Annotated in this window: 11 protein-coding genes; 3 read left to right on the top strand and 8 right to left on the bottom strand. The window is 72.1% G+C overall.

The features are described 5' to 3' along the window. Positions 1-13 precede the first annotated feature (13 nt). Positions 14-787 carry a LuxR C-terminal-related transcriptional regulator gene (locus SZN_RS19260; protein WP_007497553.1) on the bottom strand — a complete coding sequence of 258 codons (774 nt, stop codon included), beginning with the start codon at positions 785-787 and terminating at the stop codon, positions 14-16. Between the two features lie 244 nt (positions 788-1,031). Here SZN_RS19260 and SZN_RS19255 point away from each other — a divergent pair, with 244 nt between their 5' ends. Continuing rightward, positions 1,032-1,487 carry a GNAT family N-acetyltransferase gene (locus SZN_RS19255; RefSeq protein WP_043731771.1) on the top strand — a complete coding sequence of 152 codons (456 nt, stop codon included), beginning with the start codon at positions 1,032-1,034 and terminating at the stop codon, positions 1,485-1,487. Between the two features lie 6 nt (positions 1,488-1,493). On the opposite strand, the gene galK is transcribed toward SZN_RS19255, so the two are convergent. From galK to galT, 3 genes are all read right to left on the bottom strand, one after another. Further along, on the bottom strand, positions 1,494-2,657 hold the full coding sequence (gene galK / locus SZN_RS19250; RefSeq protein WP_007497549.1) for a galactokinase: 1,164 nt from the start codon (positions 2,655-2,657) through the stop codon (positions 1,494-1,496). Positions 2,658-2,725: 68 nt separating this feature from the next. Next, positions 2,726-3,688, bottom strand: coding sequence for a UDP-glucose 4-epimerase GalE (gene galE, locus SZN_RS19245; protein ID WP_007497547.1), 963 nt, complete (start codon positions 3,686-3,688; stop codon positions 2,726-2,728). After that, a complete protein-coding gene (galT, locus tag SZN_RS19240; RefSeq protein WP_007497545.1) occupies positions 3,685-4,746 on the bottom strand; it encodes a galactose-1-phosphate uridylyltransferase in 1,062 nt (353 codons plus the stop codon). The genes galE and galT overlap by 4 nt, the downstream gene beginning before the upstream one ends. 213 nt (positions 4,747-4,959) lie before the next feature. On the opposite strand from galT, the gene SZN_RS19235 reads away from it, so the two are divergent. After that, a complete protein-coding gene (locus tag SZN_RS19235) occupies positions 4,960-6,657 on the top strand; it encodes a sodium:solute symporter family protein (RefSeq protein WP_007497544.1) in 1,698 nt (565 codons plus the stop codon). A gap of 18 nt (positions 6,658-6,675) precedes the next feature. Next, positions 6,676-7,020 (top strand): hypothetical protein, encoded by a 345-nt coding sequence (locus SZN_RS19230; protein ID WP_007497542.1) that lies wholly within the window; start codon positions 6,676-6,678, stop codon positions 7,018-7,020. A 64-nt stretch (positions 7,021-7,084) separates the two neighbouring features. Here SZN_RS19230 and SZN_RS19225 read toward each other — a convergent pair whose 3' ends face one another. From SZN_RS19225 to SZN_RS19210, 4 genes are all read right to left on the bottom strand, one after another. After that, the gene (locus SZN_RS19225) at positions 7,085-7,771 is read right to left on the bottom strand and encodes a helix-turn-helix transcriptional regulator (RefSeq protein ID WP_078508735.1); all 687 of its coding nucleotides are present in this window, start codon (positions 7,769-7,771) and stop codon (positions 7,085-7,087) included. Positions 7,772-8,075: 304 nt separating this feature from the next. Continuing rightward, the gene (locus SZN_RS19220) at positions 8,076-9,887 is read right to left on the bottom strand and encodes an outer membrane protein assembly factor BamB family protein (RefSeq protein ID WP_043731767.1); all 1,812 of its coding nucleotides are present in this window, start codon (positions 9,885-9,887) and stop codon (positions 8,076-8,078) included. A 78-nt stretch (positions 9,888-9,965) separates the two neighbouring features. After that, entirely contained in the window at positions 9,966-11,771 is a 1,806-nt protein-coding gene (locus tag SZN_RS19215; RefSeq protein ID WP_007497536.1) for an outer membrane protein assembly factor BamB family protein, read from the bottom strand. 264 nt (positions 11,772-12,035) lie between these two features. Next, positions 12,036-13,844 (bottom strand): ABC-F family ATP-binding cassette domain-containing protein, encoded by a 1,809-nt coding sequence (locus tag SZN_RS19210; RefSeq protein WP_007497534.1) that lies wholly within the window; start codon positions 13,842-13,844, stop codon positions 12,036-12,038. Between the last annotated feature and the right edge of the window lie 88 nt (positions 13,845-13,932).

Raw genomic sequence — 13,932 nt, 5'->3', positions numbered from 1 at the left:
CCGGCGGGGGTCTTCAGGCTGTGCTGGGTTGCTCCGGGAGGATTCGGGGTGTGGGAGGCAGGTCCGCCGGGCCCACGCCGGCTCGTCGGGCCAGGGCGACCGCGGCGAGGGTGGAGTGGACGCCCAGCTTGCCCAGCACGTTCTGCATGTGGGTGCGGACCGTGTGCGGGGACAGGAACAGCCGCTCCGCGACCGCCTTGCGGCCGAGCCCGGCCACCATGCAGCGCAGCACCTCCCGCTCGCGCGGGGTCAGGGACTCGACCAGCCGCTCGCTCTCGGTGCGGTGCTTGCGGGCCGCCGTCAGCTCGCGCAGCACCCCGGTGAGCAGCGCGGGCGGCAGATGGGTCTCCCCGCGCAGGACTCCGCGGATCACGGTCAGCAGCCGGGACAGCGAGCAGTCCTTGGCCACCCACCCGCACGCCCCGGCCTGGAGGGCGAGCGCGGCCCGGCGCGGATCGTCCTTCTCGGCGAGGACGACGATCCGTACGGCCGGCTGCGCGGAGCGGACTCCGGCGACCAGCGAGAGGCCGTCGACCTGCCCGTCCTCGCCCGCCTCCTGGACCGGCGCGGCGGGCCGGACGCCCGGTACTCCGCCGCCGAGGTCGGCGTCGACGAGCAGCACGTCGAAGCGGCGCCCCTCGGCCGCCGCCCGGTCCAGGCTGCGCAGCGCCGCCGGACCGCTGCCGGCCGCGGAGACGTCGACGTCGGGCTCGGCCGCCAGCGCGGCGGCGAGCGACTCGGCGAAGATGCGATGGTCGTCGACGACCAGGACTCGGATGCGAACCACGTAACCCCCTTCCCCGAGCTCCCGAAGAGCAGGGGACACCCCATCGTCATGAGGACGGCACCGGGACGCGACACCTGCGGCCGCACGGCCGCGGCCGTGCAGAACTGCTACCCCCGCTTCGGGTGCCGTACCCGAACCGGCTCGCCCCCTGGTCGGCACCGGCCCCCACCGGCGCTGTTCATCAGGGTACGGACGGGCGCCCGGAGCGGAAGGGAATTTGCAGAACTGCCCGCCCGGCACGCCTATGGTGAGGCACATGTTTCGTCTGGAGACAGAAGTCGACAAGTCCCGGCACGATCTGCTCCGCCGACGTCTGCGGGCCGCCAACACGGCGGCCTCACCGGTGCTCCGCGCGCTGCGCGGAACCCCAGGTGAACGCGAACTTCCGCTCCATCTGTGGGCGTTGGACGAGGGCGGCGACATGGCCGGCGGCCTCGTCGGGCACACCTGGGCGAGCTGGCTCCACGTCGCGCTGCTGTGGGTGGACGACCGCCACCGCGGCGCGGGGCTCGGTTCGCAGCTGCTCGCACACGCGGAGGCCACCGCCCGCGACACGCGCGGCTGCACGGCCGTACGCCTGGAGACGTGGGACTTCCAGGCGCCGGAGTTCTACCGCAGGCAGGGCTACGACGTGGTGTGTGTGATCCCCGGCTACCCGCCGGGGATCACGGAGTACACCCTCACCAAGCGGCTTCGCTGAGCCGGGTCAGCGCAGCCGCCGCGCACCCGCGGCCGGCACCGCCTCGAACACCCGCGGGGCGGTGAGGCCGGCCGCGGCGAACGCCTCCACGACCGCCTTGGTCACCGGCTCCACGTCGGTCGCCTCCGCCAGCACGATCGCCGAGCCGCCGAAGCCCCCGCCGGTCATCCGGGCGCCCAGGGCGCCGGCCGCGAGGGCGGTGTCCACGACCAGGTCCAGCTCCGGGCAGGAGATGCGGAAGTCGTCCCGCAGCGAGGCGTGCCCCTCGGTCAGGAGCGGGCCGATGGCCCGCGTCCGTCCCGACTCCAGCAGCGCCACGACCCGCTCCACCCGCCGGTCCTCGGTGACGACGTGGCGCACCAGCCGGCGCACCTCCTCCTCGTCGCCGAGCCGGTCGAGGGCCGTGTCCAGATCGTCGTAGGCGACGTCCCGCAGGGCGTCCACGCCCAGCAGCGCGGCGCCCTTCTCGCAGCCTGCGCGGCGCTTGCCGTACTCGCCCTCGCTGTGGGAGTGCTTGACCCGGGTGTCGACGACCAGCAGGCGCATCCCCTCGGCGGCCAGGTCGAAGGGGATCTGCCGCTGGGAGAGGTCGCGGGTGTCGAGGAAGAGGGCGTGCCCCGCCGCGCAGCACGCGGACGCCGTCTGGTCCATGATGCCGACCGGCGCGCCGACGTAGACGTTCTCCGCGCGCTGGCACAGCCGGGCCAACTGCCAGCCCTTGAGGCCGAGTTCGTACAGGTCGTTCAGGGCGAGGGCCACGACGACCTCCAGAGCCGCCGAGGACGACAGGCCCGCGCCGGCCGGGACCGTCGAGGCGAGGTGGACGTCGGCGCCGGTCACCGCGTGGCCGGCCGCGCGCAGCGCCCAGACCACACCCGAGGGGTACGCGGTCCAGGCGCGGTCCGACTCCGGTTCGAGGGCGTCGACGCGCAGTTCGGCGACGCCGCCCTCGACGTCCCGCGAGTGCAGCCGCAGCACGCCGTCCGTGCGCCGGGAGACGGCCGCGACCGCGGTGTGCGGCAGCGCGAACGGCATCACGAAACCGTCGTTGTAGTCGGTGTGTTCGCCGATCAGATTGACCCGGCCCGGCGCGGCCCACACCCCTTCCGGCTCCGTCCCGTACAGCTCCCGGAACCGCTCGGCCACCGCGGCCGCCGTCTCGACGCTCATCCCCTGACCCTGACCTTCCCTGCTGAACCGCCCGCCCGGCCGGTGCGGCCGGCCGTCGGTGGTAGAACCTAGCGTGCGTGCCGCTGCGCGAACTCCCAGGCGTCCGCCACGATCCCGGCGAGGTCGGCGCGGGAGGGGCTCCAGCCCAGGCGCTCGCGGGCGGTGGCGGCGGAGGCGACCAGGACCGCGGGGTCGCCGTCCCGGCGCGGCGCCACGACCTCGGGGACCGGGTGCCCGGTGACCTGGCGGACGGTCTCGACGACCTCGCGGACCGAGAAGCCGTTGCCGTTGCCGAGGTTGCAGATCAGGTGCTCGCCCGGCCGGGCGGCCTTCAGGGCCAGCAGATGGGCCTCGGCGAGGTCGGCGACATGGATGTAGTCGCGTACGCAGGTGCCGTCCGGGGTCGGGTAGTCGTCGCCGAAGACGCTGATCGCCTCGCGCCCGCCCTGGGCGACCTGGAGGACCAGCGGGATGAGGTGCGACTCGGGGTCGTGGCGCTCGCCGTGCTCGCCGTAGGCGCCGGCCACGTTGAAGTAGCGCAGGGAGACCGCGGCCAGGCCGTGGGCCGCCGCCTCACCGGTGATCATGTGGTCGACGGCCAGCTTGGAGGCGCCGTAGGGGTTGGTGGGCCGTGTCGGGGCGGTCTCGACGATCGGCACCTGCTCGGGCTCGCCGTAGGTGGCCGCGGTGGAGGAGAACACCAGCCGGCGCACCCCCGCCTCGCGCATCGCGCCGAGGAGCGCCATCGTGCCGCCGACGTTGTTCTCCCAGTACTTCTCCGGCTTCGCGACGGACTCGCCGACCTGCGAGAAGGCGGCGAAGTGCAGCACGGCGTCGAAGGAGGCGTCCAGCCACTTGGCGGCGTCGCGGATGTCGCCCTCGACGAAGGACGCCCCGGACGGCACCCCCTCGCGGAAGCCGGTGGAGAGGTTGTCGAGCACGACGACCTCGTCCCCCGCCTCGATGAGGTGCCGCGCGACCACACCGCCGACGTAGCCCGCGCCACCGGTGACCAGATACTTCCCGCTCATGAACTCGCTGCCTCTCGCAGTCGCTCGGCCGCGCGCTCCGGCGGCACGTCGTTGATGAACACACTCATGCCGGACTCGGAACCCGCGAGGAACTTCAGCTTGCCGGAAGTGCGGCGGATGGTGAAAAGCTCGAGGTGCAGGGCGAAGTCCTCGCGCTGCACGCCCTCGAAGTCCGCCAGCTGGCCGAACGGCGCCTGGTGCCAGGCGGAGATGTACGGTGTCGCGGGCTCACCCTCGCCGAAGATCCGGTCGAAGCGCCTCAAGAGTTCCAGATAGACCCGGGGGAACTCCGCGCGCGCGTCCTCGCCGAGGGCGAGCAGATCGGGCACGCGGCGCCTGGGGTACAGGTGGACCTCGTACGGCCAGTGCGCGGCGTACGGCACGAAGGCCGCCCAGTGTTCACCCTCCAGGACGACCCGCTCACCGGCGAGTTCACGCTCCAGGACGCTGTCGAAGAGGTTCTCGCCGCCGGTGGCGTCCTTGTGCGCGGCGAGGGAGCGCAGCATCAGCGCGGTGCGCGGGGTGGTGAAGGGGTAGGCGTAGATCTGCCCGTGCGGGTGGCCGAGGGTGACACCGATCTCGGCCCCGCGGTTCTCGAAGCAGAACACCTGCTCCACGGCGGGCAGGGAGGACAGCTCCGAGGTCCGGTCCGTCCACGCGTCCAGGACCAGGCGGGCCTGTTCCTCGGTCAGATCGGCGAAGGAGGCGTGGTGGTCGGAGGTGAAGCAGACGACCTCGCAGCGGCCGGAGTCGCCGGCCAGGGAGGGGAAGCGGTTCTCGAAGACGGCGACGTCGTACGAGGAGTCCGGGATCTCGCTCAGGCGGTCGCCCCCGGAGGGGCACAGCGGGCACTGGTCGGCGGGCGGATGGTAGGTGCGCCCCTGGCGGTGCGAGGCGACGGCGACCGCGTCGCCGAGCAGTTCGTCGTGCCGGATCTCCGACGTCGTGACGGTCCGCTCCAGCGGGCGGCGGTCGACCGCGTCGCGCACGGTGTCGTCCCGCAGGTCGTAGTAGACGAGCTCACGACCGTCGGCCAGTCGGGTCGAGGTCTTCTTCACGCCGGACTCCCTGTTCGAGCCACCCAGATCTTCCGAGACCCGCCACGACCGTCCCGCGCGCCTCCATCAAACATAACCAAACACAGAAAAACACAACTCCCCACCCGAGTCAACATCACAATCAAACAAAGACCATCATCAGAAGTGTTCGACCACTGAACACGACGGCGTAGGTTCCGCTCTGCATCGGTTCGCACAACGAAGCGAGTACATATGCAAACCCCCACACTTCCCCCCACCTACCTGGCCGGCCAGCTCCGGCTCCCCACCAACTGGCTCGACTACACCCTGCTCGGCATCTACTTCGTCGTCGTGCTGGGCATCGGCTTCGCGGCCCGCCGCTCGGTGAGGACGAGCCTCGACTTCTTCCTGTCCGGCCGGTCACTGCCCGCCTGGATCACCGGCCTGGCCTTCGTCTCCGCCAACCTGGCCGCCACCGAGATCCTCGGCATGGCCGCCAACAGCGCGCAGTACGGCGCGTACACCGTGCACTGGTACTGGATCGGCGCCATCCCGGCCATGGTCTTCCTGGGCCTGGTGATGATGCCCTTCTACTACGGGAGCAAGGTCCGCTCCGTCCCGGAGTTCCTGCTGCTGCGGTTCGACAGGGCCGCGCATCTGCTCAGTTCGCTCCTGTTCGCCTTCGCGGCGATCCTGATCGCGGGCGTCAACCTGTACGCCCTCGCGATCGTCGTCGAGGCGCTGCTGGGCTGGCCGCAGTGGGTCGCGATCGTCGTCGCCGGGTTCTTCGTGCTCGCCTACATCACCCTCGGCGGCCTGTCCTCGGCGATCTACAACGAGGTCCTGCAGTTCTTCGTGATCCTCGCGGCCCTCATCCCGATCACCGTGCTCGCCCTGAAGAAGGTCGGCGGCTGGGGCGGTCTGAGCGACACCCTGACCAAGGCCAACGGCGACGACTTCGTCACCGCCTGGGGCGGCACCGGCATCGGCCAGGCGAACCCGCTCGGCGCCAACTGGCTGACCATCGTGCTCGGCCTCGGCTTCGTGCTGTCCTTCGGCTACTGGACCACGAACTTCGCGGAGGTCCAGCGGGCGCTGTCGGCGAAGAACCTCTCCGCGGCCCGGCGCACCCCGCTGATCGCGGCCTTCCCCAAGATCTTCATCGTCTTCCTGGTGATGATCCCGGGCCTGGCCGCCGCCGCCCTGGTCCCGGGCTTCGGCACCGAGAAGTCGGGCTACCAGTACAACGACGCCATCCCCTATCTGATGGAGGGGCTGCTGCCGAACGGCGTGCTGGGCGTGGCGGTCACCGGTCTGCTGGCCGCGTTCATGGCGGGCATGGCGGCCAACGTGTCGTCCTTCAACACGGTGTTCACCACGGACGTCTGGGCGAAGTACGTGGTGAAGGACCGCGAGGACGCCTACTACGTGCGCTTCGGCCGGCTGATCACGGTGATCGGCGTCATGGCCTCCATCGGCACGGCGTTCCTCGCCTCGTCGTTCTCGAACATCATGAGCTACCTCCAGACGCTGTTCTCCTTCTTCAACGTGCCGATGTTCGTGGTCTTCATCATCGGCATGTTCTGGAAGCGGGCGTCGATGAAGTCGGGCTTCTGGGGGCTGCTCGCCGGCACCACGGCGGCGATGGTGAACTACTTCGTCCTGTACAAGCGGGACATCATCGCCATCCCCACCGACCAGGGCGCCAACTTCGTCTCCGCGATCGCGGGCTTCGTGGCCGGCGCCGTCGTCATGGTGGCCGTCACCCTGTTCACCGCGCCCAAGCCGGCGAAGGAACTCCAGGGCCTGGTCTACGGCACCCGCTCCCCCGGCATGGCCGAGCCGCCGGCCGAGGGCGACGACGCCTGGTACCGCAGGCCGGCGCTGCTGGGATGGGGCGCGGTGGTCCTCGCGGCCGTCTGCTACATCCCGTTCTCCTTCTCCTTCTGACGGCCGGAGGCCGAGACCATGACCGAGAAGCCCGACCACCCCGACCGCCCGGAGCACTCCGGGTACTCCGACCAGGACGTCCAGCGCGAGGTCAGCGCGCTCCAGGAGAAGTCCACGACCGCCGCCCGGCTGTTCGACATCCGGCGCATCATCGGCGGCCTGTTCGTCGTCTACGGCGTCATCGTCACCCTCGCCGGGCTCACCGACGACCAGGCGGCGATCGACAAGGCCCAGGGCGTGAACATCAACCTCTGGACCGGACTGGGCATGCTCCTGCTCGGCCTGTTCTTCCTGGCCTGGCTGAAGCTGCGGCCCACCCCGCCGCCGCCCGCGGTGGACACCGAGGACGAGCCGCAGGGCTGACAAGGGCGGGGGCGGGCGCGAGGTGCCCGCCCCCGTCGTCGACGCCGCGCGCGGCGCCGGCCGTTCAGTCGGCGTCCTCCCGCGGCAGCGGGCCCGCCCGGTCCAGCAGGCCCGTCCGCGCGGCCAGCGCCGCCGCCTCCAGCCGCGAGCCCACGCCGAGCTTCATCAGGACCCGCTGGACATGGGTGCGCGCCGTGGACGGGGCGATCCCCATGCCGGCCGCGATACGGCGGGTGTCCTCGCCGTCGGCGACCCGGACCAGGACCTCGACCTCGCGGGGCGTGAGCATCCGCAGCAGCCGCCGGCCCTCGTCGTCCGGCTGGGCCGCCGGGTTGAGCAACTCGCTGAACGCCCCTTGCAGCAGCTGCGGCGCCACGGCCGCCTCCCCCGCCCGCGCCTTCATGATGGCCCGCTCGACGCCCTCGATGCGCTCGTCGTGGCGGACGTACCCGGAGGCTCCCGCGGCGAAGGCGGCGGCGATGCCGCGCGGGCTCGGCACCGGGCCCAGCACGAGCACGGCCACCTGGGGCCGCTCCCGCTTGATCCGCGCCACCGGGTCGAACATGCCCGGTTCCGCCGGTGTCGCCGTCCCCAGCAGGCACACCTCGGGCGCCCGCGAGATGACCAGCTCGGCCGCCCCCGCGGCCGGCGCCGCCGCGGCCAGGACCCGATGCCCCCTCAGTTTCAGTGCCGAGGCCAGCGCCTCGGCCAGCAGACGGTGGTCGTCGACCACCATGAGCCGCACTCCCATCGAGCAAACCCCCCAGTCCCCCTGCGGATACCGGCAACGGCCGGGACCGGCCACGCCGGTCCCGGACACCCCCTACGGATGCCCACCGGTCCGCACGGACAGAAGCCCCCTCCCGGCTCCCCCGCCCTTCATGCCCCCGGAAGCTACACGCTTGTTCGACGTCGCGCTCCCCCTACCGGCGAGATGTGCCCCGCGGCGGCGGACTTTCCGTTGTTCGGCGCGCGCGGGGGCGCTGAGGCACCACGGCGCGCGACCCCGCCCCCCGGACGGGGACGGGGTCGCGCGGGCGTCCGGGAAGGCGGGGTCAGCCGCCGGCGCCGAACGCGACGACGTGCGTGCGCCGTTCGCCCGAACTGCTCAGCTCGCTCGCGAACCTCGCCGACATGTAGAGCCGGCCCTGCGCGTAGAGGAGCTCGGAGTACTCGGGGGACATCCGGGTCTCCACGTCCCGCACCGACCTCGCCGCCGGGTTCTCCAGCAGCTTGGTCTCCTTGAACGTCCCGCCGTCGATGCTGACGATCTGGCCGCCCTTGTCGTAGGGAGGACGCTTGTACGCGATCACGTTGCCGCCGTCCATGCGCAGCGGCGTGATCGTGTACCGCTCGCCGGCGTCGGCCCGCTGCCCGGTCTGCTTGCCGGTGGACAGGTCGAAGGCGACGATCTCGTTGGTCTGGCCGTAGTCGCTGGTGCCGGCGTGCTCCTTGGTCGCCACGTAGAGCCGGTCGTTGCCGACGACGACTCCCGTGCACGCCTCGATGGTGGTGACGCCGGCGCAGCGGGCCGCGAACTTGTCCGCCGGCAGGGAGACGCGGATGCGCAGCTTGCCGGTCCTGTTGTCGATCGAGAAGGCGTCCGAGATGCCGATGGCGTCGGACTCGCCGACCTCGGCGGCGACCACGAGCGGCTCGGTGGAGATCACGCTCGCGTAATCGACGCCCTCGGCCATCTTGTACTCGGAGATCACCTTCCCGCTCTTCGGGTCGATGGTCTGGATGCCGAGCTGGGGCTGGTCGTAGCTGCCGCACTTGCGGACCGCGACCAGCCTGGGGCCGCCCGCGTACCCGAGGTCGTAGCAGCCGCCGCCGGACTTCGGGGCCCACAGCTGCTTGCCCGTCTTGATGTCGAAGGCGGTGCCGCCGCTGATGCCGCCCGCGGCGACCGTGCCGCCGCTGACCGTGACGTTGTCGAAGTTCAGCGCCCGGCCGCCGGTCTTCGCGCTCTTCGTCCAGAGCTTCTTGCCGGTGCCGAGGTCGATCGCCGCCAGCTGGCTGCAACCCGAGGAGGGCCGCTCCTTGGTGGGCTTGGCGGGCTGGAAGGCGACGGCGGTGACGCCGTCCGCGGTGACCTGCTTGCTGGCCTGGCAGACGGGGCCCGGCAGCTTGAGGGTCCAGAGCCTGGTGCCCTTCCCGGGGTCGTAGCCCACGATCTCGGAGACGCCGCTCTTCACGTACGCCTTGCCGGTCAGCCAGGAGCCCGAGACGACGACGCTGGTGCCGTTCGGGACGTCGGGTGAGGGGATCTTGAAGAGCAGGTCGGAGTTGGGGTCGGAGGGCACCTTCTCCGTGCCGTCGGGGGTGTCGGCACCGCCGCCCGGTCCGCCGCCCTGTCCGCCCGTGCCACCGCCGGTGCCGCCGCCGGACGTCGCGGTCTCGTCCTTGCCGCCGCCGTCCCTGGACGTGTACAGCCACACGCCGCTGACGACCAGGGCGATCACCACGACGACCGAGGCCACGACGACGGCCGTCCGCGAGCCGTTCGAACCGCCCGCGCCGCCGGCCACCGTGTGCGGCTGCGGATGCGTCGGCATGCCCGGCTGGGGATAGCCGTAGCCGGGCGGCTGGCTGTACGGGTTCTGGGGCTGGGCGTAGGGGTTGGGCTGCTGGCCCGGGTAGCCGTACGGGGCGGCCGGAGGGAACTGCTGGGGCTGCTGCGGGTAGCCGTAGCCGGGCTGCTGGGGCGGGCCGGCGGGCGGCACGGGCGGTCCCTGCGGGGGCTGGGCCTGCGGCTGCGGAGGCTGGTGGGGCTGCTGCCCCGGCTGCTGGGGCGGCGGGTCCTGGGGCGGGCCGAAACCGCCCTGCGGGGGCTGGTGGGGCGGCGGGGGCGGGGGCTGCGTCATGGCGGGGGCACCTCGGGAGGGGGGACGGCGGGCGTGCGGGACACGGCGGGGGCGCGGGTGCCGGGCACCCGCGCCGGATCACTTGCCGAAGGCGAGGATCAGCTTCTCCTTGGCGTCGTCCCTGCCGCTGAGCCGGGTGCTCGACAGGTAGAACCGGCCGTCGACCCAGGCGTAGGTCTTGGAGAAGAAACCGTTCTCCACTTCGGCGGCGCCTGCCGGGTTCTGCAACAGCTTCACCGGCTCGCGGCTGCTTCCGGTGAGCGGGACGGCCACGACCTGGCCGCCCGTGTCGTAGGTCGCCCCCACATAGGCGACGAGCTTGCCGTCCTCGATCCTGATCGGCAGCATCGTCTCCTCCGCGGGGGACTTGACGCGCCACTTCTCCTTGCCGCTGGAGAGGCTGATCGCGACGATCTCGTTGGCCCGCGCGACCGCCTTGGTGGGCATGTAGAGCGTGTCGTCGTCGGCGACCACACCGCCGCAGCCCTGGAGGGCGCGCTGGAGGATGGCCCAGCCGCACTCGGCGCCGATCTCGATGCTCACGCCGACCTGCGAGCGGCGCTCACCGTTGGCCTGGAACGTGGAGATGTTCCACGTCTTCTTCTCCTTGTTGGTGCTGTAGACGACCAGCGGGTCGACGGAGAAGACGCGCGCCACGCGCCAGCCCTTGTCGAGCTTGCGGGTCCACTTGGCCTTGCCCGAGGCCGGGTCGAGGAGCTGGATCTCGTCGTGTTCGTTGCTGCCGCTCGCGTCGCAGGAGGCGACGCCGATCAGCTTCTCGCCGCCCGCGAAGGCGTCGGGGAAGCACTTGTCGCCGTAGCGCTGCTTGGTCCACATCCGGTCGCCGGTGGCGATGTCGTAGGCGGTGCCGGACTGGGAGCGGCCCACCATCAGGGTCTTGCCGGTGATGGACAGCTCCACCTTCAGGGTGCTGTCGAACAGACCGCCCTCGGCGACCGTGCCCTTCCAGCCCTTCGCCCCGGTGTCGAGGTCGATCTGCTGGAGCTGGTTGCACTTGGCGCGGTCGCTGCTGCCGCTCATGTAGGCCACGACGACCTTGCCGTCGGACGACTTCTGCGGAGTGGCCGAACAGATCTTCTCCGGGAGGGTGATCGGGTTCCAGGCGGCCTCGCCGTCGCTCACCCGGTAGCCGAAGACCTGCTTGTACGCCGCCTTCACCGCGGTCTTGCCGGTGATCCACATGCCGGGGGCGTCGGCGCCCGAACCGGGGGCGTCCGGCGCCTGCTTGTACCAGAGCACCTTCGCCTCGCCGGCCTGGCGGCCGCCGTTGAGGTTGTCGGGGTCGGCACCGCCACCGCCACCCCCGCCGCTGCTCTCCTCCGCGCTCGGGGACGCCGAGCCCTTGGGGTCGTCGCTCGTCCGGGCGACCGGCTTCTTCGGGCCGTCGCCACCGCCGCTCGTGAGCGCGTACGCCCCGCCGCCGATGACGGCGAGCGCGAGCACCGCCGCGCCGATGGCGAGGGCGGGCCTGCCCCGGAAGGGGTTGCGCGAGCCGGGGCCCGGTCCGCCCGGGTACGGCGGCTGGGCCGGGTAGCCGTAGCCCTGCTGGGGCTGCTGGCCGTAGGGGCCGGGCTGCTGCGGATAGCCGTAGGGGCCCGGCTGCTGCGGCGGTTGGCCGTACGGGCCGCTCGTGTAGGGGCCGGGCTGCGGCGGGGGCTGCTGCGGGTAGCCGTAGCCGGGCTGCGGCGGCGCGGCGGGCGGGCCCTGCGGGGGCGGGGGCGCCTGCGGCGGGGTCTGCGGCGGAGGGGGTGTCTGGGGCGCGCCCTGGGGCGGCGGGGTCTGCGGTGGGCCGAAGCCGCCCTGGCGGGGGTCCTGCGGTGGACCGGAACCGCCCTGCGGCGGCTGGTTGGGCGGCTGGCTCATGAGTGGTTCCCCCTTGGTGAGCCGGTGCGTGCCACGTCCTGTGCCGTCGCGTTTTCGCCACACCGGCGATTCTCGGACTGTTCCCAGACGGCCCTTTCTATCACCCGCCACCGACAGCACAACGGGCCCCGTACACCCCTGTACCCAAGGGAGAACCGGCCTGTGACGCCCTCGTTATGCGTCTTCACGCGCCGTTCACCCGGTGCGGTTCCCCCGGGAACCGGTGCGGACGCAGCGGTCCGGGGAACCTTTCCGGTCGCGGCGCTACGCGTCCTCGGCCAATTCCAGCCAGCGCAGTTCGAGTTCGTCGCGCTGGCCGGCCAGGTCGCGCAGCTCGGCGTCGAGTTCGGCGACCTTGGCGAAGTCGGTGGCGTGCTCGGCGATCCGCGCGTGCAGCGCGGTCTCCCGCTCGGCGACCTTGTCGAGCTGGCGCTCGATCTTCTGCAACTCCTTCTTGGCGGCGCGCAGATCGGCCGCGCTGCGCTCGGGCGCCGCCTTCCCGGCGGCCGGCGCGGACGCGGTGGCGGCGACCTGCGCCTCCATGCGGTGGCGGCGCTCCAGGTACTCGTCGATGCCGCGCGGCAGCATCCGCAGGGTGGCGTCGCCGAGCAGGGCGAACACCCGGTCCGTGGTGCGCTCGACGAAGAACCGGTCGTGGGAGATCACGACCATCGAGCCGGGCCAGCCGTCGAGCACGTCCTCCAGCTGGGTCAGGGTCTCGATGTCGAGGTCGTTGGTGGGCTCGTCGAGGAAGAGGACGTTGGGCTCGTCCATGAGCAGGCGCAGCAGTTGCAGCCGCCGCCGCTCGCCGCCGGAGAGGTCGCCGACCGGCGTCCACTGCTTCTCCTTGCCGAAGCCGAACGTCTCGCAGAGCTGACCGGCCGTCATCTCCCGGCCCTTGCCGAGGTCGACGCGCTCGCGCACCTGCTGCACGGCCTCCAGCACCCGCAGGTCGGGGTCGATCTCGGCGACCTCCTGGGACAGGTAGGCGAGTCTGACGGTCTTTCCGACGGCGATCCGGCCGGCGGCGGGCTGGGTCTCGCCCTCGGTCCGGGCCGCCTCGGCCATCGCGCGCAGCAGGGAGGTCTTGCCGGCGCCGTTGACGCCGACCAGGCCGACGCGGTCGCCGGGGCCGAGCTGCCAGGTCAGGTGCTTCAGCAGCACCTTGGGGCCGGCCTGGACGGTGACGTCCTCCAGGTCGAAGACCGTCTTGCCGAGCCGGGAGGAGGCGAACTTCATCAGCTCGCCGCTGTCGCGGGGCGGCGGCACGTCCTGGATGAGCTCGTTGGCGGCCTCGACCCTGAAGCGCGGCTTGGAGGTGCGCGCGGGCGCGCCGCGGCGCAGCCAGGCCAGCTCCTTGCGGATGAGGTTCTGCCGCTTGACCTCCTCGGTGGCGGCGATGCGCTCGCGTTCGGCGCGGGCGAAGACGTAGTCGGAGTAGCCGCCGTCGTACTCGTGGACGTCGCCGCGCTGGACGTCCCACATGCGGGTGCAGACCTGGTCGAGGAACCAGCGGTCGTGGGTGACGCAGACGAGCGCCGAGCGCCGTTCGCGCAGGTGTCCGGCGAGCCAGGCGATGCCCTCGACGTCGAGGTGGTTGGTGGGCTCGTCCAGGACGACGAGGTCCTGTTCCTCGATGAGGAGCTTGGCGAGCGCGATGCGCCGGCGCTCACCGCCGGAGAGGGGGCCGATGACGGTGTCCAGGCCCTGCGGGAAACCGGGCAGGTCCAGGCCGCCGAAGAGGCCGGTGAGCACGTCGCGGACCTTGGCGTTGCCCGCCCACTCGTGGTCGGCCATGTCGCGGACGACCTCGTGGCGGACGGTGGCGGCGGGGTCGAGCGAGTCGTGCTGGGTGAGCACGCCGAGGCGCAGTCCGCCGGAGTGCGTGACCCGGCCGGTGTCGGTCTCCTCCACCTTGGCCAGCATCCGGATCAGGGTGGTCTTGCCGTCGCCGTTGCGGCCGACGACGCCGATGCGGTCCCCCTCGGAGACGCCGAGCGAGACCCCGTCGAGCAGGGCGCGGGTGCCGTACACCTTGCTGACGTTCTCGACATTGACCAGGTTGACGGCCATTTCTCTCCTGCCCAGGGGGACGATCGACCTTCCAGGGTAGTCGCGCCGGCCGGCCCGCCCGCACCCCCGTCCGGGGGCCGGGCCACCG

It is taken from the genome of Streptomyces zinciresistens K42, assembly GCF_000225525.1.
GTDB classification, from domain to species: domain Bacteria; phylum Actinomycetota; class Actinomycetes; order Streptomycetales; family Streptomycetaceae; genus Streptomyces; species Streptomyces zinciresistens.
Note: the sequence above shows the minus strand (reverse complement) of the source record. Positions and strands in the feature narration are given on the sequence as shown.